This window comes from Intestinimonas massiliensis (ex Afouda et al. 2020), assembly GCF_900626285.1.
Taxonomy (GTDB): Bacteria; Bacillota; Clostridia; order Oscillospirales; family Oscillospiraceae; genus Flavonifractor; species Flavonifractor massiliensis_A.
The window spans coordinates 314,545-339,192 of sequence record NZ_LR131147.1 but is presented as its reverse complement, the minus strand read 5'-3'; the positions used below and the strand labels follow the sequence as shown (position 1 = coordinate 339,192).

The window sequence follows — 24,648 nt, the reverse complement described above, 5'->3', positions numbered from 1 at the left end:
GATAACGTAACCTTTTTTGCAGAGGGTGTTATCTTACCTCTTTTTGATGTATGTTAGATAGCATAACTCTTTACGTCGGCTCCAATCTGTCTGAAATAGGAGATACTTTCAGTAGGCTTGTCGCCTGTATCAACTCTGCCGACAAAGCTATAAAAGATTTCGATTTTGCGGGTGTTCGTTTCCTTATCCAGTTCGTGAATAAGAATGCGGTCAATAAATTCATGGACGTTTTCGTAGGTCAGTTCGGTAATGGCGGTGTATTTGCGTACCAGTGCGACAAACCTTTTCACGTCCGCGCTGCGCTCGGTGGCGTTGTCAATTTCCTGTGACAGTTCCGCAATCCTCCGGGTCAGCGTCTTTTTTTCTTCGTCATAGCCGGAAGTCAGAAAAGCAAATTGTTCATCTGAAAGTTTCCCTAAAGCGTTGTCCTCATAGAGCTTGCGGAACAAGATATTCAGCTCGCTAATCCGGCTCTGCGCCTTGTCAAGCTCTTTCCGTTGCTGCGTCAGCGTCTTTTGTACTGCCTTTGCGCTGCACTCGTTGGCGGTTTCGATAAACTCCTGTTCATGCTCTTTCACATAGGACAATACCCTTTGTAAATCGGCAAGGACAAGTTCTTTAAGGACGCTCTTTCGGATATAATGGGTAGTGCAAAGCTCGCCAGTCCTTATCCTGTTTCGATACTTGCCGCAAGTGTAGGCGTGTTTGCGTTCCAGTGTCCCGGCTCCCTGTTGCAGATACATTTTATAGCCGCAGTCCCCGCAAAAGAGAAGCCCCGAAAAAATGTCAATTTCATCAACCTTTGTAGGGCGGTGTTTGGTGGCAATCCGTTTCTGTGCAAGCTCAAAGGTTTCTTCATCAATCAAGGGTTCGTGTGTGTTGGGGAAGAAGTAACGCTTTTCCTCCGGGTTCTTCTTCGTCTTTTTCGATTTGTAAGATACCTTATAGCTCTTGCCTGTAATGGTATGCCCCAAATACTCTTTACGCGCCAGAATGTCATAGAGCGTCTTATCCGGCCAGTTGTAAATACAATTCGGGTGTGGGCGGGGGTGCCTGTGGCTTCCTGTGCGCCTGTACTGCAATTCTGCAACAGTCAATACCTCATGTTCCCGTAGCCAGTTCTGGATTTCGCAGATACGGTCGCCGCGCACATACATAGCGAAAATCTGTTTTACAATGTGCGCCGTTTCCGGGTCGGGCAATAGATGATTGCGGTCGTTGGGGTCAGCTATGTACCCATAAGGCACTTGCCCGTTGACGCGCTCGCCTTTCTGCGCCTTTGCCTGTTTGACAGCCCGGATTTTCTTTGAAGTGTCGCGGGCGTAAAACTCGTTGAACCAGTTCCGCAGAGGGGTAAACTCGTTATCTTCCCTTGCTGTGTCTACACCGTCGTTAATGGCAATGTAGCGCACTTCATATTCGGGAAAAACAATCTCTATCAGCTCCCCGGTTTTCAGATAATTACGTCCCAGACGGGAGAGGTCTTTTGTTATGACGGTCGCCACGTTCCCGGCTTCAACTTCGTGCAGCATGGCTTGAAGCCCCTCACGCTCAAAGCTCACGCCGGAAAATCCGTCGTCTACGAAAAAGCGCGTGTTGAAAAAGTGGTGTTCGTCAGCATACTTTTGTAAAATCATCTTTTGGTTCTGTATGCTCTCGCTTTCCCCGGCCTGCATATCTTCCTGGCTCAATCTGCAATATAAAGCGGTAATCTTGTCTGTCTGTAACATTTTGTCCTCCTTTCCGACGACAGACAAGCATGGCATTTGTACTGTCTATATTATACCACATACCGCTGCCTGTGTCATGTATAAAATGTGAAGAAACGCCCTATTTCCGGGCGTTTGCGGGGTTCAGTTCCATGTCTTTGCGAATGAGTTTTTTTATCTTTTTATCCAGTGTGTCCGTTGCGCGTTCACTTGCGGACGAACATACAAGGTAAGTAACTTTTCCTATTTTATGCTCCGTTGTGGTAACGGGCGTTTGGTTTTGCGTCAAAGAAAATCCCCCTTTCTTTCGCAAACATATAATACAGTCTATGAATAGCAGCAAGTCCACTATTCAATAAAACAAAGGCTTTAATCGGACGGTTATTAGCATAACCTCATGGGAATTTCACCCCGGCATGGTTCTCATGCAGCCCTACCCATTGCCTGCGACGCTCTTAACGCTCGGACTGTGGCTGTAAGGAAGTATCATTGTATATTCTGCGTGTCGTCGCCCGCAAGCCGCTACACTTGCTTTCCGGCGCGGTGTTGGTCGCTCGGCTGTCCGGGCGGGGATAACCTCACCCGGATAGCGTCATGGCGCACCCGCCGTATGGCTCGGCGCAAAAGGAACGTATCCGATTTGCCCTATGCTGCGCCGCCGTTATCTTGCGCCGCTTTCTTTGTCAAGGTTCAGAATGGCTTTGCTGCCGCGTCAGCAGCGGAACGGAAAAGGGGGAGAGAGAAAGCGTCCCGCCGCCGCTGCGGTTTATTCCTCTGCCTTAAAGGTGAGGACAGCCATCATCAGTTTTGCTTGCAGCCGTTCCCGAATGTCGTGGTCTACGCCGAAATAGACATTCCCGCGCTCGTCGTACAGCTTCCGCATGGAGAGGCGGGCTATGTAGCCGCTGAAATGCTGCAAGACAATCTTCATAGCGTCCGGGTCGCCCTTTGTCGCTACCACAATGACAGGATAGGGAACAAGGGCATTTTCCGGGTAGCCGGGTTCGTTACCATTCGTCCCATTCATCAGCATTTTCCTCCAGATATTTTCTTAATCTCTCAAAAGAGCTTGTCCGCCTGTACTGTATCGTGCTTCTCGACGTATTGAACAGTTCCGCAATCTCGGTATCGTTCATTCCCTCGAAGTAATACAGCAGTATGGCTTTGCGCTTTTCTTCCGGCAAAGTACGGATTGCTTCAAGAAGCAGCTTTGGCGTGATTTTCTTCCCGGCTTTCTCAAAGACGGTTTCAACAGTTTCCCGTTTGAAATATTCATCAAACGTATGAAGCTGTCGCGCTTCGTCTAAGGTCATGTCGGAAAAGGTCACTTCCTTTGCCCTGTGTCTGCGAAGCTCTCTATGAGTGTCGCACGCTTCATTGTGAAGTACCGTATTACAAAACTTCTGAAAAGCACACTGTTTGTAAAACTCCCTGCTGTTAGGTTCCACATTCTCACCTCCTTTCTCGTTGGAAAGTTGGTGGTGCTTCCCCCTTTTCGCGGGGCAATACGGCGGTTTTCAAAAACGCCGAAGATTTTTTGAAATTTCTTCAAAAAATTTTTTGAGCAGCAAAATGCGCCTGTCCGAAAAGCCCGGACAGGCGCATTGGTATTGTGAGTAGTATTTAGATGATTAGACAGTTCATATATACAAGCGTAATTTCCCCCGGTGGTGGTCGGGCTTTTTTTGATGTGTCAATGACCGTCGGATTTTGTCGATATGGTATGTGCTTCATGGCGGCTACCTCCTTTAGCCGCCGCTTTTAACAGTGATACCGCGTCATTTCTTGAGAAGATAAAAAGAAACGGCGGCTTTGATTTTTCAAAGCTGCTGCGGAAATCAAAGAACGACAAGCAACAGTTCTGATTTTGCTCCAATATGGTTATTGGGGGCACAAATTAAATCAAAAAAGAGCCGATAACAGCAGTATTTCAAACTGCATATTATCGGCTCTGCGTCTGTGCGTCTGGCTCTTTTAATTAAATTATTTTTGTTGTTTTTTGGCTTTATTATATGTATTAGCTAACTGTCCACAAGCTGCTTTAATCTCTCTACCATGAGAAACTCTCATGGTAACTTCAAGTCCTGTTTGCTCTAATTGATGTTTGAACGCAACCATTTCTTGTTTTTGTGGTGCTCTAATTTTTGAATTACTCGTCGGGTTGTATTGCAGCACGTTAATCATAACATTTTTGCCCTTAAACCATTTTGCAAGTTGCCTTATATCTGAGGAACGGTCATTTATACCTGGTAAAAGCAAATACGCAAATACCACTTTTCGATTATGCCTTTGTGAATAGGACAATGCTTGCTTAACAACATCTTCAATAGCGTACATGTGCATATGAGGAATGATACAGTTTCTCACAGCCTGTGTTGCTGCATGTAAAGATATTGTCAACTGAATTTTTAGATGTTCTTCGCGCAATTTTTTTAATTGATTAACTGGACCAACTGTTGATATGGTAATGCCGTCGGTTGGAAAGTTAAGTCCATTTCTATCTCGAAGAATATGGATTGCTGCAATCAAGTTGTCGTAATTGAATAAAGGTTCTCCCATTCCCATAAAAACGATACGATTTACTTTTTGACGTATCAATATGACCTGCTGCACAATTTCAGACGGTGTTAGATTACGAACGAAACCATTGCGTCCGGACTCACAAAAAATACAGCCAACAGAACAACCAACTTGCGTACTTACGCAAACAGTCCCACCATCTCGCCGTTTAATAAAAACCGTTTCGATATACCTGTTGTCTTTCAATTCATAAACATACTTTTCAGTATCGCTACTTTTATAGACTTTTTTTGTTGATATTGATAGATTTTTTTTGTGAAATGGCTGTTTATACAATTTCGCATATAAGGCTCTTGCTTTATCCTCTCCAATTACTTCCGACATTTCTTTGTAAGTAAATCCGTATGGGTCATTCAATATTTCCGTAGGTGTACTTTTAGGTAAGTGTTTCATTTAATATCCTTCCTTTTCAAAATTAAAAAGTTTGTTTTTCAGAGTTTTTGATTATGATTTGTTGAACGATGCACCATTTTTGGCGGGTCATTCAACCAAGCGCTACAGCATGCCTCGTATCAAGCGGGCTATGCTGCATAGCCTTCTGGAGATTAACCAGGCGGATACCGACAGGCTCCGCCGGGATCTGCCGCTCTTTGTGCGCCCCCTGGCCATGGGGGAATGCGGCGGCCGTATTCTCTCATTGATCAGCCGCACGTCCGCGCTTCCCCTGTTGAACGATGCACCATTTTTGGCGGGTCATTCAACTTAATGGCAATGTAGCGCACTTCATATTCGGGAAAAACAATCTCTATCAGCTCCCCGGTTTTCAGATAATTACGTCCCAGACGGGAGAGGTCTTTTGTTATGACGGTCGCCACGTTCCCGGCTTCAACTTCGTGCAGCATGGCTTGAAGCCCCTCACGCTCAAAGCTCACGCCGGAAAATCCGTCGTCTACGAAAAAGCGCGTGTTGAAAAAGTGGTGTTCGTCAGCATACTTTTGTAAAATCATCTTTTGGTTCTGTATGCTCTCGCTTTCCCCGGCCTGCATATCTTCCTGGCTCAATCTGCAATATAAAGCGGTAATCTTGTCTGTCTGTAACATTTTGTCCTCCTTTCCGACGACAGACAAGCATGGCATTTGTACTGTCTATATTATACCACATACCGCTGCCTGTGTCATGTATAAAATGTGAAGAAACGCCCTATTTCCGGGCGTTTGCGGGGTTCAGTTCCATGTCTTTGCGAATGAGTTTTTTTATCTTTTTATCCAGTGTGTCCGTTGCGCGTTCACTTGCGGACGAACATACAAGGTAAGTAACTTTTCCTATTTTATGCTCCGTTGTGGTAACGGGCGTTTGGTTTTGCGTCAAAGAAAATCCCCCTTTCTTTCGCAAACATATAATACAGTCTATGAATAGCAGCAAGTCCACTATTCAATAAAACAAAGGCTTTAATCGGACGGTTATTAGCATAACCTCATGGGAATTTCACCCCGGCATGGTTCTCATGCAGCCCTACCACNCGGACGAACATACAAGGTAAGTAACTTTTCCTATTTTATGCTCCGTTGTGGTAACGGGCGTTTGGTTTTGCGTCAAAGAAAATCCCCCTTTCTTTCGCAAACATATAATACAGTCTATGAATAGCAGCAAGTCCACTATTCAATAAAACAAAGGCTTTAATCGGACGGTTATTAGCATAACCTCATGGGAATTTCACCCCGGCATGGTTCTCATGCAGCCCTACCACACTGCTCCTCTATTTTTATGTGGTATTGTCCTCCTTTTGCAATTTAATAAAATGATGGTTTTGCAGCAGCCACAAAGCCTTCTGACTCCGTAATAACTACATTATTTTGGCTAAAAGCGCAATGAATTATTAAAAGCCTGCCATTTGTATCTCTGCCGCCTACGATTCCCACGTGCTCGTCACCGGGATAAAACACCAGATCCCCCGGTAGGGCCTCATCCCAAGAGATGGGGGTACAGTAGGTGTGCTGCATGTGGGCACCACCGCCGTGGCCTATGACGTACTCTCCATCAGTAACATTGTAAAATACCCAATCGACGAATCCACTGCAATCTAACCCGTAGGGCAGGTAGGTTCCGGTAGTCGAGCTGCCGTCTGCCCATACCTTGGTGAGCTGGCCCCAGCGGGAGTCCCAGCCAATCACCAGAGACTTCCCGCCCCAGAAGTAGTTGACCTTGCCTACCAGCCTACAGGCTGTTTCCACCACAGCCCGGCGCTCTGGGTCCAGATCAGCGGGCAGGTCAGCCAGCAGCTTCTTTGCTGTGGCGTCAGAGATCGTGAGATCCCCGGTCAAGGCAGCCAGCATGTCGGAATTTGCCAGCAGTTCATCCAGAGCCTTGTTCTGTTCCTCTGTGAAAGAATAAAATACCCGCATATCATCCGGCGTCCTGGCGGTGATCGTCACAGTGAGTATTTGCTCTGTCCAGGCCGGAGTGTCTCCGGAGGCGGGATGCTCCACCGCTCTGGAGGAGGAGGCAAGTTTTGTCATGTCCCAGAAGACTGTGCGCAGGGCCTCTACATTGGCCGCATCCAATATCGCCACGGTCGTTCCATCAGCAGCGCCCGCCGTTTTGGCGGCAAACACCGCCAGAATATCAGACCAGGGGGGCGGCTGTCCCTGGATCTCCAGCGTGTCATATCCACCCTCCGCCTGCATGCTGGAGATCTTCTCTCCCAATTCGCCGTTGATCTGTGCCACCGCCTGGGCGGGAGAGATGGCTCCGGTTGTTTCATCAGGTCCGGCAAAAAAGATCCCCAGCGGTGAGGCAAGGATGATGCCGCACAAACAGATGACAACCACCACCGCGATCACCACCCCACCGCCTGCTGTGGCCGCGGCGGCCAAAGCCTTAGCTGCCGCGATCACAGCGCGTAGTGCGCGGTTTGCCGCCTGTGCGGCCTGTCTGGCGGTCACACGGGCCGCCTGTGCGGCCTTTTGAGTCTGTGCCAGCCTGGCTCCCGCCTCCGCCGCACGGCGGGCCTGTCGGGCCGGAAACGCTCTTACAGGCGGTTTCCCACCCGGCTTTCCAATCCCAGCCGTTTTGCGAATGGGATGGCCAGCCGATTTGACCGGCACGCCTCGTTCTTTTACTGCCGTCTTTGCGGTGCTGCCCATAGCCTGCCTGGAGACCTCCCCGTGAGGCCGGGGCTGCACACGAGAACCACCTGTCTGCCCGGACACCTGATGTAGCTGCTTGCGGGCCTCTGTACCTTGTGGCCGTTTTCCCGAGGGAGGAGCTGCCAAGGGGCCGACCTTTCTCACAGGCAAGCGCTGCTCCAGTTTCCTGCTGCGGAGAAGGGTGCCCTGGCGCTCCCGCACAAAGGACGTTTTTCCCTGCTGCAAGGCGCTTGGCGGTGTGGCAGGCGCGGGATCGGCTTGCATCTTCAGATAGGCGTCCTTGGTCTTGATATTTCTTTTTTGAGGCGTTTGGAGTGCGGACTGCGGCTGGGGCTGGCTTCTGCCCGCACTCTGCGTCCGGAGCAGATCTCCCGCTTCTTTCCCGCGGCGGCGGCCCCTTGGAGGCAGAGTGCCGTCATCTCTTGGTCTTGCCGCTCCTGGCGGATCGTGACGGTCAGGGTATCCGTCCGGGCCTGCATCCGGGGTGTGCTTTGCACCTTTCTTTCGTTTTCCCAGCAGATGCTCGGCCAGCTGCTCCGCCCGTTTGACACCGCTCACCTCGGCATCGCCCAGCTGGTCGCCGCCGAAGTCATCCCGCTGGCCGTGCTGGGCCGTGTCCCGCAGCTGGCCCCGCAGGCGTTCTGTGCCGTCATCCAGCCCCCGCCGGATCAATTCCTTCGGCGCGGACTTGACCCGTTCTTTCAAAGTGTGCTGCACCTGCGGTTTCTCTTTGATTTTATCGATATATCTCACCTCACTCCAGCAGGGAGGGGCCTTGGCCCCTCCCTGGTTTTATTACGCGGCCAAGTCAGAGGGCTTGGTCGTCATCAGTTTATAGAGCTGCGTATGACGGGGGAAATTGTCCATGAAGGGCACAATGGCGCTGCCGCACTTGATGAGGCCCCGCCCAAAGTCCACATTGGTGATGTAGGAGAGCTGGTTGTCTGAGATGTTCAGCAGACGGGCCAGCTCCAGCCGGTCGGTGCTGGCCTGGTTGAGCATGACCAGGAATTCACTGTTGGCGAGCATGGTCCGGGCCGTGTGGGACTGGAGCAGATCGTCCACATTCTGGGTCAGGCCGGTACAGCAGGCACCGTACTTCCGCACCCGCTTCCAAAGGGTGAACAGGAAGTTGGCGCTGTACTCATGCTGGAACAGCAGATAGATCTCATCGATATAGATCCAGGTATTCCGCCCCAGGCGGCGGTTGCGGGTGATTCGGTTGAGAAAGCTGTCCAGGATCACCAGCATGCCCATGGAGAGCAGCTGTTTGCCCAGCTTCCGGATGTCATAACAGGCGATGCGGGAGCTCATGTCCACATTGGTGGGTTTGGCAAAGGTGTTGAGACTGCCCTCCGTGAACAGTTCCAGGGCCAGAGCCACATCCCGCGCCTCGGCCTCCGGCTGGCGCAGCAGTTCGGCGTGAAAGTCCTGGAGTGTGGGGGCCTGGCCCCGGCAGCCGTCCCGCACATAGTCGTGGTAGCACTGTGCTGTACAGCGGTCGATGATAGACTTCTCCTTGGCAGACAGCTTTCCGGCCCCCACAGACTGCTCACAGAGAGAAAGCAGGAACTCCGATTTCAGCACCACGGGGTTTTCACCCTCGCCGTAGCCCTGCTCCATGTCCATGGCGTTGATGTGGTTGCTGGAGGTGGCGGAGATCTCCACCACCTCGCCGCCCAGCCCTTCCACTAGGGGCCGATATTCCGACTCCGGATCAATGATCAGGATGTCATCCTGGGTAGAGAGGGCCAGGGCGGTAATCTCCCGTTTTGCGGTAAAGGATTTGCCGGAGCCAGACACGCCCAGAACAAATCCGTTGCCGTTGAGGAGCTGCTTGCGATCGGCAATGATGAGATTTTTACTGATGACATTCTGGCCGTAGTAGATGCCGCCCCGGTCCCGGATCTCCTGGGCTTTGAAGGGCATGAGGACGGCCAGGGCCTCGGTGGTAAGGGTGCGCAGGGCGTCGATCCGCCGCAGACCCAAGGGGAGGGCGGTGACAAGGCCCGCGTCCTGCTGCCAGTTCAGAGTGGTCAGCTGACACAAATGCTTGCGTGCGATGGACTGGAGGGTCTCTGTGTCGCTGTCCAGCTCCTCCTTGCTGTCGGCCAGATGCACCAGAGTCACCACGGCGAACATCATCCTCTGATCCCGTGTGGTTAGATCATCCAGCATTTCCCGCGTCTCTTTCCGCTGCTGCTCCAGGTCGTAGGGCACCACCGCGGAGAAGTTGTTGTTGCTGTTCTGCCGCCGCTGCCAGTTGGTGACGTTGGTCTCCACCCCCAGCAGGCGGTTCTGCATCTCCCGCACAGCCTCATCGGTGGGGACGGGGATCACGTCGATGGACAGCATCATGGTGCGGTTCAGGCTGGTGAGTTCGTTGATCATGGAGTCCTTGATGTAGCTGGCATACTCCTTGAGGAACATGGCCCGGCCATATTTGTCGCCCAGGATGAAGTGGTCCTTCCGAAACTCCATACTGTCCGGGCAGATGGCGTCCTTAAAGGAACGGCCTGTTTTCATGCACTCCCGCAGATCGATATGGAACCGGGACTCCTCGCCCACCCGGTAAAAATCATGGAGCACACGCAGCCGCTCCACCGCGTCCAGTTCCTCACAGTGGGAATCCAGGTGATTGAGCCGGGTGGTCACATCATTCATGACCCGGTCGAAGAAGGTCCGGGCCTCCTCGGGCGTTTTCTTATGGGTGGAGACGGTGACATATCGCTCCTGCACCATGCTGTTGGAGGAGTCGGTGACCTTGTCCAGCAGCATAGCGTTGTACTCGGAGCGCCCCCCGTCCAGATGATCCCCCTGGGGCGGGATCAGGATCTCCTGCTCAAAATTGCGGCGGTTGAGCCGCTTGTTGTTGATGGTGATCTTGGTGGTGGAGCCGGTGTCCAGGGCGTTGAGCAGTTCCGAGTAGCCCAGGAACATGGAGGTCTTGTCCTCTTTGGAAGCGATGGCGTAATTGATGTCGGAAAAGCGGATGGTTTTCGAGAATTTCCCTCCGAACTGGAAAAGCCCATCCGGCCAGATCCGGCGGATGGGGATGGTGTCCTGAACGGACTTCGGCACCGTAAGGTGCTCCTTGTCCTGCTTCAATGTGTTTTGAAGGGTCTTAATCAAGTCGAATGGCCTCCTTTATCGATGAATGTTCCATGAGTTGGACATAGAGATCATTTGAACGGAACAAGAGACGTTTGGGCATGAAAAATTCCGAGCGGATATACGCCATGAGAAAGCGTTCCAGCGTCATGCCGTTATAGGTGAAAAAACCACCCAGGGCGAATGGAAACGCGGCCAGGATGCACACCCATCCGATCTCGCCTGTTCCAAGCACCGGGTGCAGGCAAAAGTACACGGCCAGCGCCACCAGAACGGCCAGCAGGGCAAACAAAAATTGCCGCAGGGACAGGCCGAAAAAAAGACTTTCCTGGTAATTCCGCACCTCTTTATTGATGCGTACCTCCAAGGTATCACCTCCTGCATTTCTGTTTGGTTTTCATGGACAGACCGTTGCAAAGCCTGTCCGGCTATGGTACCATTTGCTCAACTTAGGAAGGGAGTTGAGCGTATGGCATATCTGATGCTCGGGAGCGTAATGATTTTGCTCTCCATTGTGTTCCGCCTGGCAGCGGTGTTTCGCCTGACCATCCCACTGGTTTATGCGCTGATCGTTCCCACCATTTTTCATGAATGGTACTATGCCAATCAAACGCTGGCCAACGTCATCTGGTATGCGCTGCTGGCGGTGGTAGTCCTGTCCTGGGTGGTCTCCCTGGTTCGGAAGGTCCAGGACATCCTGCTCCGGAGGAGAGAGGACAAGATGCTGGAACTCATCGTGCTCAACCGGATGCGGGAGGCCCAAATGTACGGGGAACCAGAAGCGGATGGCGGATATAAGATCCGGGTGGACGACCTGTTTGACGATGATTAACCAAGCCCCATCAATTCCCGGATGATCCGGTCGCTCATCTTGATGGAACCAACCAGCACCAGCATATTGAAGATCAACTCGCCAATGTAGTTCCAGACCAGTGTGGCCGGTGCTGTGGAAGCGTCGCCCACAGCGGGCGGAGCGGAGGCAAACTGCGAAAAAATGACGCAGGCCAACACAATGATACAGCCCTCCAGGCAGATGGCGGCATAGCTTTTGAGGAAAGCGACGCCAATGCTGCTGGAGGGCTGTCCCGCGAAACTGGCCAGGGGGATAGGCGCGATGGCGGTGGCCATGTAGAGCTTGAAAAAGCGGGAGTAAACGGTCAGGATCATAACGAGGGACAGGACCCAGATAAACAGGGAGCCCAGCAGAGTCACCGCCCAAAGGGGGATGGACTCCAACAGCCCCACGCTTTCAATGGCGGTAATGAGTTCTTCCGGCAGTGTGGTGGGTGACATGGCAGTCATGCCGGATGCGTCCATGATGGTGGATATTGCCCCCTGGGCCACTTGGAACAGGGCGTTCATTAGTTCCATGCCATAGGTCACTGCCGCCTGTGCCAGCACAAAGCGGATAAAGCACTTGAAGGCCACCTCCGGGCGCTTGATCTCGGTAAAGCTGCCGCAGGTCTTGATTACGCCCATCACAAAAAACAGCACTAACAGCGCATAGCCAATGGCTTGCAGCGCCCCGTTGATACTGACGATCACGTTCCAGATCCCGCCGCCTTTGAAGTCCTCTGGGGTCGTGCTGATCAGGGTCCAGATCTCTGCGAGTTTGTCGTTCCAGGTCTGCAGGGCGGAATTCAGATTGTCTACGATCCAGTTTCCACTGCCCAATCACTTCACCTCCCATACAGGCTGTATCTCATGTTGCAGCCACTCCTTTCTCACCCACAGCCCATTCCAGGGCCGTGGGTGTTCTTGCGTTTCTTCCTCATCAGCCGGTGATGAGGGTGAGGATCTCCTTGGTAAAGGTGATCACGATACCACCGGCGATGGTGAGCATGCCATTGGCCCGCTGGGAGGGGTCATGGCTCTTGAGGGACAGGCCCAGTTGGAGGACGCCGAAGCCCAGCAGGATCAGGCCGATGGCTCGAATCAGTGAGAAGATGAACTCGGAAAGGTTGTTGACGACCGTCAGCGGATCATCTGCGGCAAAGGCCGGGACAACCATAACGGTCAGCGCCAGAACGAGGCAGGAAAACAGGGCGTACAGTTTCCGTGCGCGGCGCTCATACTTACGGGTGGTCAGATCATGTTTCATGCTGCAGTCTCCTTTTCTTTGTTGGTTTCATCGGCAGAAATAACCTGGAAGAACGGTGTGCCTGGAATGGCCGGTGTGGTGTTGTGTCCATGGTGAATATACGGCGCTCCGCCTCCGTCCACGGTGTAGCGGATAGCGGGGTGCTCGGTCAGTTCATACTTTAGGTCCATGACGGGTTTTGCTCCCCGGATAAACAAGATGCAATAGCGATTATCCAACGCACGGACCTCATCAGGGGTAAGCAGCTCCCGTCCACTCATCTGGAAATTGGTGGAGTAGGAGCCCGATTTGCCCTTGGTCTGCCCATGGGTCTTTGTATCAATGGTGGCCTTGCCCAGGGCCTCAGAGATATACTTATGGGTGCTCTGCTCGTTGCCGCCCAGATAGAGGATAGTGTCCGAGTTGCCGGGGATGGTCTCCCAGGAGTCCTTGTACAGTTCCTTGATCTGGGCCATGTTCTGAATGATGGTGCTGGAGGAAATGTTGCGGGAACGCATGGTGGCCAATTCACGAGTGTACCCTGGCAGCGGCATGGCCGCGAACTCATCCAATACAAAGTGGACGTGCCGGGGCAGCGCCCCATGATGGATCTGGTCCGCGCTGTAATAAAGTGTCTGAAACGCCTGGGAATAGAGCAGGGACACCAAGAAGTTGAAGGTGCTGTCATTGTCCGGGATCACGGCGTAGAGAGCGCATTTCTTTTCTCCCAGGGTATAGAGGTCCATATCGTCGTGATCCGTGATGGCCCGGATCTGGGGTAGGTTAAAGGGGGCCAGACGAACCGCGGCGGAGACCAAAATACTCTTGGCTGTCTTGCCCGAAACGAGTTGTCAAGGACTTTTTAATCAAATTCACAAAAAAGCCACAAAAAAGTGCCAGAAGCACTTTCATGCTCCTGACACTCAGGCGGGTGGGGTTACTTTTCCCCGGCAAGGATTTTTTCGCAAACGGTCTGGTATTCCGGCAGCCGTTCAAGGAAGGGGTTCCAGCGCCGCTTTATCTCGGCCAGTTCCAGAGGGTCGGCGGTCTGTTCAGTGTGATCGTTGCCGGTCATCTGCAACACATCCATCGACACCTCGGAAAACAGCACTTCGGCAAGCTGGTCGGCGGTGTCAACGAGTATTTCTTCCTCGACATACCGCTTTTTTGTGCTGATTTTCAGCAGCAGATAGCCCAGCTTATCAGACCAGAGCCATTCCAGATAGGGGCTTTCCCGGATGTAGTCGGCAAACACCGCGTAAACCCTCTCAATCTCTTTCTTTTCCGTTTCTTCGTACAGCATTTTCATGTCCTCCTTGGCTAAAAGTTTTGGCGTGTACCATCATCAGTTTAACACAAGGCGGCTGGCTTTATCAGCCGGTCACATCTGCTGTATCTCGTTTTTGAGCATACGCTTGATTTTGTCGCTCATGGTTTCAGTGCTGGTCTGGCTGAAATGGACGCGCACCTTGTAGGTGGTCTTGCCGATTTTCTTTACCAGCGCGGGGGCGTCCTCCGGCGCTCTGGTAGTGGTGGTGTCTGCGGTCTGCATGGTACGGGTTTCTTCGCTCATGGCGCTCCTTTCTCCGGGCGGGGCTGTGCCGTCCGGCACAAAATTACTCATGCTTACGGTTTACAATGTCTTTCGCCGCCTGCTTGGTGGCCCCGGCGTTTTCCTCCCGGAAGTTTTTCCCGGCAAAGAGGATCGGGGCGCACCGTTCCAGAATACGGTCATAGATACGAGCGTGGGCCAGGTCAGGCGAGTTTTTGAGTTCGGCCAGCTTCAGGTTGGTGGTGATGATCATGGGCCTGCGGCTGCGGTAGCGGCTGTCAATGACGAAAAACATCTGCTCCATCGCATACTCGGTACTGCGCTCCACACCCAAATCGTCAATGATAAGCAGGTCGTACTCGTCAAAGCTGGCGATAAAGTCGGCCCTGTCCTCGGAAAACATTCCCGTCAGACGGTTCAGGATGGTGGGAAAGTTCGTCATCAGCACCGGCACATCCCGGTCAAGCAGGGCGTTGGCGATACAACCGGCGAAAAAGGACTTGCCAGTTCCCACATCCCCAAACAGAAGCAGGCCGGTGTTGTTCCTGTATGCCTCCTTCCAGTTCTCCACGTAGGCGCGGGCCTTGTCCATCAGAGGATTTTGGCCGTTGTCGTTGGCAAAGGTGTAGTCGTACAGATAGCGGTCTTGCAGGCCCTGGGCCTTCCGGCGCTTGATGCGCTCCATGCGGCGCTGCCGTTCCTCGGCGGCCTTGCGCTGTTCCTCGGCCTCCCGCTGACACTGGCAGATACAGCGGGGCATGAAGTAGCCGGGTTTCCCAAAGCATGGCACAACGGTCTGCCTCTGGCCGCCGCACTTTTTACAGTGAATGAGGCCGTCTGCCGGGTCTATGTACTCGTCCCCGGCCAGTTCCATACCGGCGGCTGCCTTGTCGATCAGCGCCCGGATTTCTGCGGTAATCTCCATCATACGGTTTCATCCTCCTTTACGCTGTAATCACGGTTGCGGGTGGGCGGGGCCGCCTTTTTCGCGTCCTCACCGGCCCAGCGCCGGATGGTGGCGGCATGGCTCTGATACCGCTTACCGGTAGAGGCCATGTATTCGGACAGCTTTTCGATGTACTGGCCCCATACAGTGGGAAAACTGGCCTGCAAGTCTGCCAGTTCCTCGTCCGTCAGGAAAACATTCTGGTAACGGCCATAGGCGCGGGCGCTCTCACTCTCTCTATTCTCTATACTCTTATCTCTAATATCTAATCTCTTATCTCTAATCTCTGGTGGACAAATGTCCCCCTGGCTATATGGTGGACAAATGTCCGCCCCGCCGGATGGGAGCAGTTTTTGACGCTTCAATCGCATACGCTCTTTCTTTTTCCGTTCCCCCTCGGTAGAGGATTGGCCGATCAGCAGTTGGATGTCGGCCATGTAGTAGGCCCCATCGGTCAAAATCTCCACAAGGCCAAATTCAAGGAACACCTTCAAGGCCCGTTCCACCGTCCCCACCTGATGGCGGGTAAAGGTGGCGATGGTCTGGGGCGTGTGGGGCAGATGGTCATTGAGCATGAGGATACCGCCGCTTTTGAGTGACATGAGGTACATTTTCAGCAGCAGATTGGAGTACAGCAGGCCATCCTGCATACTCTCCAAAATGACCATCGTTTCGCTGTTGTAGAAGTTTTCTTTCAGCTTGAGGTAGTAATATTTTCGATTGTCTGACATAGGCTTCCTCCTTGGGGTTTATTTCAGGGGTCTGTATGCCTTTAGAGGGCCGTTTTGGGGGCCAGAGGATAAATCTATCAGGCCCCCAGCGACACCCTCGAAAAAAGCCTTGATTTACAAGGGGTTTTCAGCCCCTAAAGCGTGACATTTCGCCCTTTGTTTGCGCTTGCGCTGGGCGGCCTTGATACGCTTCATGCGTCCGGCACATTCCGGGCAGTATTTGGCCCGGTTGGAGCCGGGGGTGAACAGCGCCCCGCAGACGGCGCACCGTTTGGCGTCCAGGCGGTGGAACAGGGCCGTTTCCAGTTCTCTGTCCAGCGGCAGCACCGCCGCCCGGAACCACCGGCACAACAGGGAGTAGGAAATGGACTGGACGCAGACACATTCCTCCCCATCATCCAGCGCGATACAGTGGCCGCCGTCATAGTTGCAGCACTCATGTACCAGCCGCCGCGCTCTGCGGTACTGGCGGTAGTCCATGACGGGGACGGGTTCAGGCTTGCTTTTTTTCATGCTGGCACTTCCCACACCCGCCGCAGTTGCCGCAGCCCTGGCAGGCACGGGCCTCCGGCTCCGGGCCGGTGGGCGCGTCTGCCGATTCCGGCTGCAAGAGGGCAAGGGGCAGGCGGATATTCAGGTGGATAGTGACGGGCAAAATAATTTGCTTCATACAGTGACCTCCTTCAATGAATTTACTGTTAAATATTCGTGCAAAGTATTGTTTTCTTCGTGCAAATGGCATATACTAAAAGTACCAGCAGAAAGGGGTTGATGATATGGCTGGAAATACCACAAACATCAGCATCCGCATGGACGCGGATTTGAAGGCACAGGCCGACGCCCTGTTTGCGGAACTCGGCATGAATTTATCCACGGCGTTCAACATCTTCGTGCGCCAGTCGCTTCGTGAGGGCGGCATTCCCTTTGAGGTGAAGCTGGAACAGCCCAACAAGGAAACGATTGCTGCCATGCTGGAAGCGGAAAGGATTGCAAAAGACCCGTCTGTAAAGGGATACAATGACCTTGACGAGTTGTTTGCCGACCTGAAAAAATGAGGAAAACAAAGTACACCGTCAAGTACACGACCGCTTTCAAAAAGGACTACAAGCGGGCAATCAAGCGCGGCCTGAAAATCGAATTGCTGGAACAGGTCGTGGCGCTGCTGTCGATGGGCGAACCGCTGCCGGATAAAAACCGCGATCACGATTTGTCCGGCGATTGGGTGGGCCATCGGGAATGTCACATTCTCCCGGACTGGCTGCTCATTTACCGTATCGAGGATGATGTGCTGGTGCTGACGCTTGCCCGCACCGGGTCGCACAGCGACTTGTTCGGCAAATAAACCATCTGCCGCCGTATGGGGAAACCTGTACGGCGGTTTTTCTGTGTGCAAAAGGGTGTCGTGAAACGCGACGCACCTGAAAGGGGTCGGCAAAGCGCCGTACCCTTTACCGCTCCGGCCCCCGGTCGCGGGGCTTGTCCCGTTCCTGCCGGGCCAGTTGGTCGGCGGCCTTGCGGAGCCGTTCCACAGCTTTTAGCTCCTCCCGCATAGCTTTCATGTCGATGCTGTCCACCTGTTTCTGGGCGGTCAACAGGTCGATCTCACGCCGCCATTCCTTCGGGGTGATTTCCTCGCCGCTGGCTTTCAGTTCTTTCAGATACCGGGCCGCCGCGTCATAGAGGATCAGTTCCCGGCTGTGGCGCTGCTCGAACAGTTCCCGCTTCTCCGGCTTCACCCTGGCAAGCTGTTTATGAATGGCCTTGTATTCGTTGTACTGCGCCCACATCTCCCCGCGCTCGGTGAGTGTGGCAATCCGGCGCTCGGCTTTGACGATCTCTCGCCGCAGGTCATAGTAGCGGGTGTTCATGCCGGCAATTTTTTCATGGAGCTGCTGCATGGATTGGATGCCGTTGGCGTTCAGGAAATTGAACAGGGCGGCGCTCTCCTGCAAAGCCCGGATTTTACCGGTGCGGGTGTCGGGCCGCTTGAGCTGCTGCTGGGCCTCCCACAAGTCAATCATGCTGGGCTGCTGGCCCTCCGGCTTCTCGGCCTCGGCCTTCGACCAGTTGTAGAGGCGGGTAATGCGGGCCTTGATTTCTTTCAGCAGCTTGTTGTCGGCGGCGATCTGCCGGTTGACTTCCCCCTTGTCGGTGCGGATGCCGCGCTTCTCCATCTGGCTGGCCGCTGGCCCCAGGTGGACAGAGGGGATTTTATCAATGCCCTGTCGCTTGTAGCTGCGGTGGTCTACCAGGGCAGGCTGACCGGCTGCCTCCAATGCCCGGTTGGTATAAGCCGCCCATGCTGCTCGCCAAATCTCCACATTCCCTTTGTCGTTCCAGTCGGTGGTGTCCTCCCGGTGGTTCTTCCAGCCGCCTCTCTCGTCCGGGATGCGCTGGCCGTTTTCGTCCAGGTCGTATGCCTTGCGGCACTTCGCGCCCCATGCGCCGTTTTCTTTTAAGGGCCGGACGGTCAGCATGATATGGACATGGGGGTTGCCGGTTCCCTTGTCATGGATGGCAAAATCAGCGCACATCCCCTTGTCCACAAAGTTGTCCTTCACATAGGCCCGGACAAGGGCAAGCTGCTGTTCCCTGGACAGTTCGCGGGGCAAAGCCGCCTCGATCTCGCGGGCAAGCTGGCTGTCCCTGGCTTTCTCGATCTGCTCCACACTGTTCCAAAGGGTGGAGCGGTCTGCAAATTCCGGCGGGGCGTGGGCGGGCAGCATGATCTCCGCATGGACAACGCCGCCCTTGCGGGTGTAATCGTGGGTAAGGCCGTCCCATTCATTCGTCAGCTTTGTTCCGCTGCGGTAGGCGGCTGCGGCAACAGCGGAACGGCCCTCGCTGCGCTTGATGATACTAACGGGAATATGACAAAAATCTATGGGTGGCACCTCCTTTCGGTAAGGGGTATTCAGGCTCCGTGGAGCCGGACAGACGCGAAGCGGGTGTCTGGCTGCGCGGGGCGCACAAGGGGTTTGGGGAGTGTAGCGCCCCATCGCGCTCGGAGAGCGCAACAGCCCCCGGCAGGGCGCATGACACCGGCAACGGTGTATAAGTGCGCCCTTGTAAACAAGGGACTTACGGCTTGTCCCCGGATTTCGGCAGTTTTGCGGCCAGTTCTGCCGCCCCCGGAAGATGGGACAGGGCAATCAGGAACGCCTTGACCTCTACGCCGGGAAGGTCGAGGGCCAGAGGGAAAATACCCTCCAAAATGGCCCCGCGCTCAATCAGGCGGCGGGTGCGGGCCTTGCGTTCCTCGCCCCGCTGCTTGTTCTCCAAAATCTTCTGGCGGTTCTCAAGCTGCCGGATCTCCTTCAGGACTTCTTCGCGCTCGTCTTTTTTCTGTTTCGCTTGGGTGGTGCTGTCTTTGTGCATATCGCTTTCTCCTTTGGCGGCTCCATCCAGCCGCGCTTAATATAATATTTCTGCAACTTGATGATGGCGTTGCGAACCGTGACAATGGCCGCCGATGTGGTAAAGCCTTCGGCCTCGGCAATCTCCTTAAACTGCTTGCCCTCCCAAAACCGGGCGTGCAGGCAGCTTGCCTGCCGGGGCGTCAGGGTGGCAAGGGCCTCCCGGAGCCGTTCCATCATCAGGGCGCGGGCGGCCTCCTGTTCCCGTTCCGTTTCCTTCTCCATCAGAATATCCTCCGGGGAAACGGCCTGCTCCGGGAAATGGTTTTCCATGCCGGGGGATGCGTCCAGAGAGTAGCAGTGATAGTGCTGTTTGGCGTCATTGGCATCCTCTGCGCGGCTTTCCTCCACAATGGCGTCTGCCACCTCGTCCGGCACTTCCACAAAGGTGTCTTTCTTACAAATCGGGTAGTAGTATTTTTTCAGGTTGATGGTTTTCATAGGCCGCTTGTCCATTTCCGGCGTATGAAGTACCGGCGCAGCCGCCGGAGCGCCGCATGGATGGACTTCCCCGCCTGGGATGGGGTAATACCTTCCATCGCGGCAATGTCCTTCACTTTCATCCCCAGCATATACCGGGCATGGACGCGCCGGGCCTGCGTTGGGGGCAAAGAGGAAATGGCCTCATAGAGCCGCCGGATCAGTTCGGCATATTCGGCCTGCGCCTCCTTTTCCATCAGGTAATCCTCCGGCGAAGGCTGCGCCCAACCGATGGCAGCCTTCTCAATCCCGTCGTCACAGTCAAGGGAGTAATGGGCCTTGTAGCGGTACATCTTCCGCTCCCTGGCGGCCTCGGCCCGCTTGTCCAGCAGAAACGCCTCGACAATTTCATCCGACACCTCTACAAAGGTGTCCTCGGTGCAGAACGGATAATACTGTTTGAGGTTGATCGTCTGCATAGGCCCGCCCTCACTCTGACGGGAAAAGGCCGTCATAGCAGCGGCGCATATTCCGCAGGCCCCGCCGGATGGCAACACTGATCTTGCTGCTGTGTACGCCCTCCATCCGGGCAATTTTCGGCTGGTTGATACCGGCGATGTAGTAGGCCCGGACGCGGCGGGCCTGGGTGGGGGTGGCATGGGCCAGGGCCTCCGGCAAGGCGGCAACCAGCCGCAGGCGGGCGGCCCGTTCCTCACGCTCCAAAAGGATTTCCTCCGGCGACCTGCCGTGTTCCAGCGCGTAGTTCTCCGCCCAGCTATATGCGTCCAGAGAGTACCAGGCGCGGTGGTAGACCTTCCGGCGCTCATAGTTGTTCATCTCGCGCTGGGCCTGCTGCATGGCCTCCCAAACCTCGTCGCTGACCTCCACAAACTCGTCGTGCCGGTAGTGGGGATAAATCCACCGCAGATTGATTGTTTTCATAGGCTTACCTCCTGAAAATGGGAGAGGCGGGCAGCTTGTCCGCTGTCCGCCTCCCGCTGGGATAAGGGAAACAATCCCTTTCACTTGGTAGCCCGAAAAGGGGTCATTCGTTAGGGTAGTTCGCAAAGAATTTCAAAAATTTTTTCCGAACCGCGTCAATGCTTTCATAGACGGCCACTTTAGAGCAGCCACACACCGTCCCGATCTCTGCAAGAGTCAGCCCGTCCAGGGCATAGAGCAGGAACCGGCGGCGCTGGGCCTCGGTGCAGGTGTCCAGGACGGCCATCAGCTCGCCCAGCGTTTCCATGCGGCAAAGGTAGTCCTCCGGCGTTTCGCCGTAGATACCCACGCCCTCGGTGGCAACTATGTATTCGTCAAACTCCCGGCCATCCCAGTGCCGCCGCTGTTCATGGGACAGGTTCTCGGTCTTGTGGTCGGCCCGGTCAAGAAATTCATAGACTTCCAGCGTGACCTCCACGGCCACAGCTTGTCCGTTGTAATGGATGGTGACTTCCATCTGCCTTTCCTCCGTTCAGATTTTTTGCGGGAAAATCTGAACGGGGCGGCGGGGAACGGCACCGGGGACAGGGTTCGGGCCATGCTGACCCGATGTTCTGGCCCCACAGGTATGAAAAAACGCCCGGACAGCAGAAAGCTATTCGAGCGCAAAAAATACGGTATTCAGTTACATTGTGACAATTTTCGCACCGGCTGCCAGACGGGGGTGGTTGGGTGGCCGGGCTTTTTTTGACGATAGTGCAAATATCGTCTGAATTTGTCGGCGGTCAGTGTGCTTCATGGCGGCTCCCTCCTAAAGCCGCCGTGTCAGCGTATGGGCGTCACGCCTTTATTGAGGGCATAAGGAACGGCGGCCTTGATTTTCTCAAAGCCGCCGTAGGTGTATTTAGGGCATGAAGATTACCTGCTGAACGACGGCTTTTTTTCTTTTGCCGTCGTCCGGCAGCAGTCCATTTATAAATTTGTTTTCTTTGTTTTTCGGATCAGCTTATATACCACGCTCCAAAAAACCGAATGAACGAGTAGAACCAAAGCATAAGAGCCTATTTCTTTTGTCTGTCCATTTATCAAGTCCATAACTCCATAGAAAGTGACACTGGACGGCAGTAAATACGAAAGCCTGAAAACAATACTGTCGCTTGGGACTGTCAAATAAAAGAAAATGGGCGGAGCAAGGAATAGGATCATTACAATTTTGATGTAAACAATTCCTACCATCAGACCGTTTGCATAATAGCCAATGAATAGCCCTATTAAGGCAGAAATATAGGCCGAGAGCAGAACAATCAACAGAAACGGCAATACTTGTACTGCTTGTATTCTCATACAGATTAACGCTGTTATTATGGTCGAAACTGTCCCCCCGATAAATCCCAAAAGAGTTTTCTGAATGATGTAGGATGTCATTGACACAGGAAGCACCTGATTGATAAACTCTATACCATCTTCTTTTTCACTGATAATATTCATGGCATTGAAAGTACAGCCCATAAACATTGCTGTCACCAGCGTAATTACAATGAAAAGCGATTTTAACCCCTCATTATCAGTCACTACTGGGATGATTGTTCTTGTAATGGTTAGCTGCGTTGCCCGATTTTCATAGACTTGCGGGAGCGTATTTGCAATGACTTTGTTTACCGCCAATTCATCCCCGGCAATAAAAGTCTGTATCATGTTTCCTGTTTGCAAAACTCCTATCATTTGGGTGGACGGATTATTAACGGCAGTTTCCAGTTCATCGCGTGTTTCATACGATACAACAACGCCATTGTTTTGCAGCCATTCAACTGTATCATCAGTAATATTGCTTCCCACCACTCCGAATGTGGTTTCGCCCATTGTCTGGAAACTCACACCCGAAAGCAGGTTGATGGCGATACCCACAATGACGGGAAGTAGGAAGGTTAAAAGACACATTTTATCACGGCGAATACTTTTCAACTGATACTTTAGTCCTTTCATCCTTTATCCCTCCTTTGCCAGTTCCCGGTTCAAAGTATGATAGGAAAGCAGGAACAGAAGAATGATTGTACCAATGCAAATCAAATAGTACGGCACTCCTGCCATTGGTGCGGAGAAGTATGCCGCTTTCATTGCAGTAAACAGATGGTACATAGGATGGTAAACGATCCAATCCCATGTAATGCCGGTCTGTCCGGCCAGAAAAACGGGTGTTGTCACAAAAACCGCAAGGACAAGATAAAACAAAGAAAACTGCTTAAAATCTGGCAGCCGGATGGCGCAAAGAAAGCCTACTAATGCCATGATAACCGATAGAATACTTGCTTGCAGAAAAACACTTGGCAGCACATCAATGGCATACGAAGTTCCCAAATTGACAACGGTAAGTAAAGCCGCAAAAATAAGGTCTGAAAGCAACAGTAGCAATAATTTTGATAGAATGAACATAGGGCGATGGACAGGAAGTATTCCATGCACCCGTATCACACCCATTTGCTTTTCCTTAAATAGCATGGAAGCCAGTCCCAAAAAACCAACTGCGGACAATTCAAAAAACAGAAATTCAGCGGTAATTTCCCGACGATTTTTCATTTCCTTATCGTTGGTGCCAATCATATCAGCCTGACCGTCCGTGTTTCCTTGCAGGACAGCTTCACCCCAAATGATACGGTAGTGATCGGTGGTTTCCAGCCCGCAAGAAATCATATACAATTCCGGCTCAACATCTGAAAAATCAAAACCGACAGAATACTGGTCCGCACAGGCTGTTTCCAAAGCCTCACGGCTATCTACCCTCGTTAGGTATTGCGAGTTGACAGACACCTTGCCTTGCGGATCATAGAGATAAACCGGATACATCTCCTGATCTAAATTCACATACACAAAGTTAATATAGCAGGAATATAAAATCAGCGAGATAAGGGCTAACAGAAAAAACTTACTGGAAAGCATCAATTTGAAGTCTTTTTTCAGTAAATGATAAAATCCTCTCCACATCAAGTCAGCCCCCTCCCGGTATATTGGATAAACACATCCTCCAAAGTAGGCTCCTGTGAATGAATACTAATCAATTCATCATATACAAACGGAATACCGGCTTTTAATTCTGTTGCTTCTATGACTTTTTCCTCACGATTGCCCTGATACAAATAGTCGATGACAATACGGTGGTTGCTGTTTCGCTCTTTCAAATTCCTTGGGGTGTCAATCGCAACAATATTTCCATTGGAGATAAAGGCTACCCGATCACAAAGCAAATCGGCATCCAGCATATTATGCGTGGTGAGAAAAACCGTTGTACCTTTTTGTCGTTCCTTTTCAATGATTTTACGAAAGAGGACTGCTCCAGCAGGGTCAAGACCGCTTGTAGGTTCATCCAAAAACAAAAGTTTGGGATTACTGATAAGCGCCCTTGCCATGCTGACGCGCTGGCGCATCCCTTTTGAGTAAGACGATACCGGCTTTTTCAGGAAGTCTTTCTTAAATTCCAGTTCGTCCAGCAGTTCTTCCGCATTGCGCGTATGCTCTGCCGGATAGAAAGAAGCAAAGTAATGCAGATTGTCAAGTGCGCTCAAATTTGTATAAAGGTATGGAAATTCAAACAGAACGCCTATTTTCTGGAAAAATTCTTGTGTCTGCACATTTCGGATGTCTTGGCCGAATAACGAAACCGCGCCGCCGTGGTTTTTCAAAATGCCGGTCAGTATTTTTTGTGTCGTGGACTTGCCGGAGCCATTCGGCCCTAAAAAGCCGAAGATTTCTCCATCCTTTACGGAAAAGTTCAGACCATGCAATATCTGTTTGCCTTTCCCGTAAGAAAAGGTCAAGTCCCTAACTTCAATCATTCGTCATCCCCCCATTTTCCATGCTGCTCTTTTTTCTTTTCCTGTTGACGCTTACTCCACCATTTCATAAACTTAACTTTGAACGGGATAGAGATCAGCAGCGCCGCCAGAAGAACTAACCACCAATACCACTCCAAACCTAAGAACATACTTGTTACCTCCTTGTTTTGAGGGTCGCCCCTCTTATTGAGGTAAAACTATAAAAATGCGTTGAAGTTGGTGTGAGGTTGGTGTGAAATCGGTGTGAA

At 52.6% G+C, this 24,648-nt stretch carries 31 protein-coding genes and 2 pseudogenes; 4 read left to right on the top strand and 29 right to left on the bottom strand.

What is annotated here, in order from left to right; all coding sequences use genetic code 11:
* Positions 1 to 53: 53 nt before the first annotated feature.
* The 5 genes from E0E41_RS01770 to rlmN form a co-directional block, all read right to left on the bottom strand.
* Complete coding sequence (locus tag E0E41_RS01770; RefSeq protein ID WP_019727566.1) at positions 54 to 1,730, bottom strand: recombinase family protein; 1,677 nt, start codon at positions 1,728 to 1,730, stop codon at positions 54 to 56.
* Between the two features lie 100 nt (positions 1,731 to 1,830).
* The gene (locus E0E41_RS01765) at positions 1,831 to 2,058 is read right to left on the bottom strand and encodes a transposon-encoded TnpW family protein (RefSeq protein ID WP_004607973.1); all 228 of its coding nucleotides are present in this window, start codon (positions 2,056 to 2,058) and stop codon (positions 1,831 to 1,833) included.
* Positions 2,059 to 2,475: 417 nt separating this feature from the next.
* Positions 2,476 to 2,736 carry a helix-turn-helix domain-containing protein gene (locus E0E41_RS01750; RefSeq protein WP_019727567.1) on the bottom strand — a complete coding sequence of 87 codons (261 nt, stop codon included), beginning with the start codon at positions 2,734 to 2,736 and terminating at the stop codon, positions 2,476 to 2,478.
* Complete coding sequence (locus E0E41_RS01745; RefSeq protein ID WP_008978027.1) at positions 2,717 to 3,157, bottom strand: RNA polymerase sigma factor; 441 nt, start codon at positions 3,155 to 3,157, stop codon at positions 2,717 to 2,719. Before E0E41_RS01745 ends, E0E41_RS01750 begins: the two co-directional genes overlap by 20 nt.
* A 535-nt stretch (positions 3,158 to 3,692) precedes the next feature.
* Complete coding sequence (gene rlmN / locus E0E41_RS01740) at positions 3,693 to 4,682, bottom strand: 23S rRNA (adenine(2503)-C(2))-methyltransferase RlmN (RefSeq protein WP_008978028.1); 990 nt, start codon at positions 4,680 to 4,682, stop codon at positions 3,693 to 3,695.
* Between the two features lie 109 nt (positions 4,683 to 4,791).
* On the opposite strand from rlmN, the gene E0E41_RS19220 reads away from it, so the two are divergent.
* Positions 4,792 to 4,995, top strand: a complete 204-nt coding sequence (locus E0E41_RS19220; protein ID WP_368019928.1) for a hypothetical protein — start codon at positions 4,792 to 4,794, stop codon at positions 4,993 to 4,995.
* On the opposite strand, the pseudogene E0E41_RS01730 reads toward E0E41_RS19220, so the two are convergent.
* The 5 genes and pseudogenes from E0E41_RS01730 to E0E41_RS01705 all read right to left on the bottom strand — a co-directional run.
* Positions 4,994 to 5,329: pseudogene (locus tag E0E41_RS01730) on the bottom strand (recombinase family protein); the annotation flags it as partial. The gene E0E41_RS19220 and the pseudogene E0E41_RS01730 overlap by 2 nt on opposite strands.
* A 100-nt stretch (positions 5,330 to 5,429) precedes the next feature.
* Positions 5,430 to 5,657, bottom strand: coding sequence for a transposon-encoded TnpW family protein (locus E0E41_RS01725; protein WP_004607973.1), 228 nt, complete (start codon positions 5,655 to 5,657; stop codon positions 5,430 to 5,432).
* 362 nt (positions 5,658 to 6,019) lie between these two features.
* Complete coding sequence (locus E0E41_RS18705) at positions 6,020 to 8,080, bottom strand: C40 family peptidase (protein ID WP_242623651.1); 2,061 nt, start codon at positions 8,078 to 8,080, stop codon at positions 6,020 to 6,022.
* Between the two features lie 90 nt (positions 8,081 to 8,170).
* Positions 8,171 to 10,507, bottom strand: coding sequence for a VirB4-like conjugal transfer ATPase, CD1110 family (locus E0E41_RS01710; RefSeq protein ID WP_130868466.1), 2,337 nt, complete (start codon positions 10,505 to 10,507; stop codon positions 8,171 to 8,173).
* The gene (locus E0E41_RS01705) at positions 10,500 to 10,853 is read right to left on the bottom strand and encodes a PrgI family protein (protein ID WP_006574299.1); all 354 of its coding nucleotides are present in this window, start codon (positions 10,851 to 10,853) and stop codon (positions 10,500 to 10,502) included. The genes E0E41_RS01710 and E0E41_RS01705 overlap by 8 nt, the downstream gene beginning before the upstream one ends.
* A gap of 102 nt (positions 10,854 to 10,955) precedes the next feature.
* On the opposite strand from E0E41_RS01705, the gene E0E41_RS01700 reads away from it, so the two are divergent.
* Positions 10,956 to 11,318, top strand: a complete 363-nt coding sequence (locus E0E41_RS01700) for a molecular chaperone GrpE (RefSeq protein WP_242623650.1) — start codon at positions 10,956 to 10,958, stop codon at positions 11,316 to 11,318.
* On the opposite strand, the gene E0E41_RS01695 is transcribed toward E0E41_RS01700, so the two are convergent.
* The 9 genes and pseudogenes from E0E41_RS01695 to E0E41_RS18430 form a co-directional block, all read right to left on the bottom strand.
* Positions 11,315 to 12,160, bottom strand: a complete 846-nt coding sequence (locus E0E41_RS01695) for a hypothetical protein (protein WP_118642379.1) — start codon at positions 12,158 to 12,160, stop codon at positions 11,315 to 11,317. The two genes, E0E41_RS01700 and E0E41_RS01695, sit on opposite strands and share 4 nt — an antisense overlap.
* Before the next feature lie 100 nt (positions 12,161 to 12,260).
* Positions 12,261 to 12,587, bottom strand: coding sequence for a hypothetical protein (locus E0E41_RS01690; protein ID WP_006574296.1), 327 nt, complete (start codon positions 12,585 to 12,587; stop codon positions 12,261 to 12,263).
* Positions 12,584 to 13,417, bottom strand: a pseudogene (locus E0E41_RS01685) (VirD4-like conjugal transfer protein, CD1115 family); the annotation flags it as partial. The gene E0E41_RS01690 and the pseudogene E0E41_RS01685, both read right to left, overlap by 4 nt.
* Positions 13,418 to 13,503: 86 nt before the next feature.
* Positions 13,504 to 13,869, bottom strand: coding sequence for a hypothetical protein (locus tag E0E41_RS01680; protein ID WP_003509348.1), 366 nt, complete (start codon positions 13,867 to 13,869; stop codon positions 13,504 to 13,506).
* Between the two features lie 78 nt (positions 13,870 to 13,947).
* Positions 13,948 to 14,139, bottom strand: coding sequence for a transposon-encoded TnpW family protein (locus tag E0E41_RS01675; RefSeq protein ID WP_044911006.1), 192 nt, complete (start codon positions 14,137 to 14,139; stop codon positions 13,948 to 13,950).
* A 43-nt stretch (positions 14,140 to 14,182) separates the two neighbouring features.
* Positions 14,183 to 15,046, bottom strand: coding sequence for an ATP-binding protein (locus E0E41_RS01670; protein WP_130868465.1), 864 nt, complete (start codon positions 15,044 to 15,046; stop codon positions 14,183 to 14,185).
* The gene (locus E0E41_RS01665; protein WP_130868464.1) at positions 15,043 to 15,795 is read right to left on the bottom strand and encodes a phage replisome organizer N-terminal domain-containing protein; all 753 of its coding nucleotides are present in this window, start codon (positions 15,793 to 15,795) and stop codon (positions 15,043 to 15,045) included. Before E0E41_RS01665 ends, E0E41_RS01670 begins: the two co-directional genes overlap by 4 nt.
* Before the next feature lie 114 nt (positions 15,796 to 15,909).
* On the bottom strand, positions 15,910 to 16,308 hold the full coding sequence (locus E0E41_RS01660) for a cysteine-rich VLP domain-containing protein (protein WP_009296692.1): 399 nt from the start codon (positions 16,306 to 16,308) through the stop codon (positions 15,910 to 15,912).
* Complete coding sequence (locus E0E41_RS18430; protein ID WP_165450485.1) at positions 16,289 to 16,465, bottom strand: hypothetical protein; 177 nt, start codon at positions 16,463 to 16,465, stop codon at positions 16,289 to 16,291. The genes E0E41_RS01660 and E0E41_RS18430 overlap by 20 nt, the downstream gene beginning before the upstream one ends.
* 106 nt (positions 16,466 to 16,571) lie before the next feature.
* Between E0E41_RS18430 and E0E41_RS01655 the strand changes: the two genes are divergently transcribed.
* Together E0E41_RS01655 and E0E41_RS01650 are read left to right on the top strand one after the other, a co-directional pair.
* A complete protein-coding gene (locus E0E41_RS01655) occupies positions 16,572 to 16,850 on the top strand; it encodes a type II toxin-antitoxin system RelB/DinJ family antitoxin (RefSeq protein ID WP_003509354.1) in 279 nt (92 codons plus the stop codon).
* Positions 16,847 to 17,137, top strand: a complete 291-nt coding sequence (locus E0E41_RS01650) for a type II toxin-antitoxin system YafQ family toxin (RefSeq protein ID WP_003509355.1) — start codon at positions 16,847 to 16,849, stop codon at positions 17,135 to 17,137. Before E0E41_RS01655 ends, E0E41_RS01650 begins: the two co-directional genes overlap by 4 nt.
* A 106-nt stretch (positions 17,138 to 17,243) precedes the next feature.
* Here E0E41_RS01650 and mobQ read toward each other — a convergent pair whose 3' ends face one another.
* The 10 genes from mobQ to E0E41_RS18425 all read right to left on the bottom strand — a co-directional run bounded on the left by mobQ (position 17,244) and on the right by E0E41_RS18425 (position 24,549).
* A complete protein-coding gene (gene mobQ, locus E0E41_RS01645; RefSeq protein WP_130868463.1) occupies positions 17,244 to 18,689 on the bottom strand; it encodes a MobQ family relaxase in 1,446 nt (481 codons plus the stop codon).
* Positions 18,690 to 18,876: 187 nt separating this feature from the next.
* The gene (locus E0E41_RS01640) at positions 18,877 to 19,173 is read right to left on the bottom strand and encodes a DUF3847 domain-containing protein (RefSeq protein WP_130868462.1); all 297 of its coding nucleotides are present in this window, start codon (positions 19,171 to 19,173) and stop codon (positions 18,877 to 18,879) included.
* Positions 19,113 to 19,652, bottom strand: coding sequence for an RNA polymerase sigma factor (locus tag E0E41_RS01635; protein ID WP_130868461.1), 540 nt, complete (start codon positions 19,650 to 19,652; stop codon positions 19,113 to 19,115). The genes E0E41_RS01640 and E0E41_RS01635 overlap by 61 nt, the downstream gene beginning before the upstream one ends.
* Complete coding sequence (locus tag E0E41_RS01630) at positions 19,649 to 20,110, bottom strand: RNA polymerase sigma factor (protein WP_130868460.1); 462 nt, start codon at positions 20,108 to 20,110, stop codon at positions 19,649 to 19,651. Before E0E41_RS01630 ends, E0E41_RS01635 begins: the two co-directional genes overlap by 4 nt.
* Before the next feature lie 10 nt (positions 20,111 to 20,120).
* Positions 20,121 to 20,573, bottom strand: a complete 453-nt coding sequence (locus tag E0E41_RS01625; RefSeq protein ID WP_130868459.1) for an RNA polymerase subunit sigma-24 — start codon at positions 20,571 to 20,573, stop codon at positions 20,121 to 20,123.
* Positions 20,574 to 20,676: 103 nt separating this feature from the next.
* On the bottom strand, positions 20,677 to 21,090 hold the full coding sequence (locus tag E0E41_RS01620) for an RNA polymerase sigma factor (RefSeq protein WP_130868458.1): 414 nt from the start codon (positions 21,088 to 21,090) through the stop codon (positions 20,677 to 20,679).
* 455 nt (positions 21,091 to 21,545) lie between these two features.
* The gene (locus E0E41_RS01610; RefSeq protein ID WP_130868457.1) at positions 21,546 to 22,556 is read right to left on the bottom strand and encodes an ABC transporter permease; all 1,011 of its coding nucleotides are present in this window, start codon (positions 22,554 to 22,556) and stop codon (positions 21,546 to 21,548) included.
* A gap of 3 nt (positions 22,557 to 22,559) precedes the next feature.
* Complete coding sequence (locus E0E41_RS01605) at positions 22,560 to 23,552, bottom strand: ABC transporter permease (RefSeq protein ID WP_130868456.1); 993 nt, start codon at positions 23,550 to 23,552, stop codon at positions 22,560 to 22,562.
* Positions 23,552 to 24,400: an ABC transporter ATP-binding protein gene (locus tag E0E41_RS01600; protein WP_130868455.1), complete on the bottom strand. Its 849-nt coding sequence runs from the start codon at positions 24,398 to 24,400 to the stop codon at positions 23,552 to 23,554. Before E0E41_RS01600 ends, E0E41_RS01605 begins: the two co-directional genes overlap by 1 nt.
* Positions 24,397 to 24,549, bottom strand: a complete 153-nt coding sequence (locus E0E41_RS18425; RefSeq protein ID WP_165450484.1) for a hypothetical protein — start codon at positions 24,547 to 24,549, stop codon at positions 24,397 to 24,399. Before E0E41_RS18425 ends, E0E41_RS01600 begins: the two co-directional genes overlap by 4 nt.
* Positions 24,550 to 24,648: the final 99 nt, after the last annotated feature.

What these genes read in the sequence shown, in the direction of transcription:
- E0E41_RS01770 (WP_019727566.1), bottom strand. Translation starts at nt 1,730, where the DNA reads ATGTTACAGACAGACAAGATTACCGCTTTATATTGCAGATTGAGCCAG.
- E0E41_RS01750 (WP_019727567.1), bottom strand. Translation starts at nt 2,736, where the DNA reads ATGAATGGGACGAATGGTAACGAACCCGGCTACCCGGAAAATGCCCTT.
- rlmN (WP_008978028.1), bottom strand. Translation starts at nt 4,682, where the DNA reads ATGAAACACTTACCTAAAAGTACACCTACGGAAATATTGAATGACCCA.
- E0E41_RS19220 (WP_368019928.1), top strand. Translation starts at nt 4,792, where the DNA reads ATGCCTCGTATCAAGCGGGCTATGCTGCATAGCCTTCTGGAGATTAAC.
- E0E41_RS01700 (WP_242623650.1), top strand. Translation starts at nt 10,956, where the DNA reads ATGGCATATCTGATGCTCGGGAGCGTAATGATTTTGCTCTCCATTGTG.
- E0E41_RS01690 (WP_006574296.1), bottom strand. Translation starts at nt 12,587, where the DNA reads ATGAAACATGATCTGACCACCCGTAAGTATGAGCGCCGCGCACGGAAA.
- E0E41_RS01680 (WP_003509348.1), bottom strand. Translation starts at nt 13,869, where the DNA reads ATGCTGTACGAAGAAACGGAAAAGAAAGAGATTGAGAGGGTTTACGCG.
- E0E41_RS01675 (WP_044911006.1), bottom strand. Translation starts at nt 14,139, where the DNA reads ATGAGCGAAGAAACCCGTACCATGCAGACCGCAGACACCACCACTACC.
- E0E41_RS01670 (WP_130868465.1), bottom strand. Translation starts at nt 15,046, where the DNA reads ATGATGGAGATTACCGCAGAAATCCGGGCGCTGATCGACAAGGCAGCC.
- E0E41_RS01665 (WP_130868464.1), bottom strand. Translation starts at nt 15,795, where the DNA reads ATGTCAGACAATCGAAAATATTACTACCTCAAGCTGAAAGAAAACTTC.
- E0E41_RS01660 (WP_009296692.1), bottom strand. Translation starts at nt 16,308, where the DNA reads ATGAAAAAAAGCAAGCCTGAACCCGTCCCCGTCATGGACTACCGCCAG.
- E0E41_RS18430 (WP_165450485.1), bottom strand. Translation starts at nt 16,465, where the DNA reads ATGAAGCAAATTATTTTGCCCGTCACTATCCACCTGAATATCCGCCTG.
- E0E41_RS01655 (WP_003509354.1), top strand. Translation starts at nt 16,572, where the DNA reads ATGGCTGGAAATACCACAAACATCAGCATCCGCATGGACGCGGATTTG.
- E0E41_RS01650 (WP_003509355.1), top strand. Translation starts at nt 16,847, where the DNA reads ATGAGGAAAACAAAGTACACCGTCAAGTACACGACCGCTTTCAAAAAG.
- E0E41_RS01640 (WP_130868462.1), bottom strand. Translation starts at nt 19,173, where the DNA reads ATGCACAAAGACAGCACCACCCAAGCGAAACAGAAAAAAGACGAGCGC.
- E0E41_RS01635 (WP_130868461.1), bottom strand. Translation starts at nt 19,652, where the DNA reads ATGAAAACCATCAACCTGAAAAAATACTACTACCCGATTTGTAAGAAA.
- E0E41_RS01630 (WP_130868460.1), bottom strand. Translation starts at nt 20,110, where the DNA reads ATGCAGACGATCAACCTCAAACAGTATTATCCGTTCTGCACCGAGGAC.
- E0E41_RS01625 (WP_130868459.1), bottom strand. Translation starts at nt 20,573, where the DNA reads ATGAAAACAATCAATCTGCGGTGGATTTATCCCCACTACCGGCACGAC.
- E0E41_RS01620 (WP_130868458.1), bottom strand. Translation starts at nt 21,090, where the DNA reads ATGGAAGTCACCATCCATTACAACGGACAAGCTGTGGCCGTGGAGGTC.
- E0E41_RS01610 (WP_130868457.1), bottom strand. Translation starts at nt 22,556, where the DNA reads ATGAAAGGACTAAAGTATCAGTTGAAAAGTATTCGCCGTGATAAAATG.
- E0E41_RS01605 (WP_130868456.1), bottom strand. Translation starts at nt 23,552, where the DNA reads ATGTGGAGAGGATTTTATCATTTACTGAAAAAAGACTTCAAATTGATG.
- E0E41_RS01600 (WP_130868455.1), bottom strand. Translation starts at nt 24,400, where the DNA reads ATGATTGAAGTTAGGGACTTGACCTTTTCTTACGGGAAAGGCAAACAG.
- E0E41_RS18425 (WP_165450484.1), bottom strand. Translation starts at nt 24,549, where the DNA reads ATGTTCTTAGGTTTGGAGTGGTATTGGTGGTTAGTTCTTCTGGCGGCG.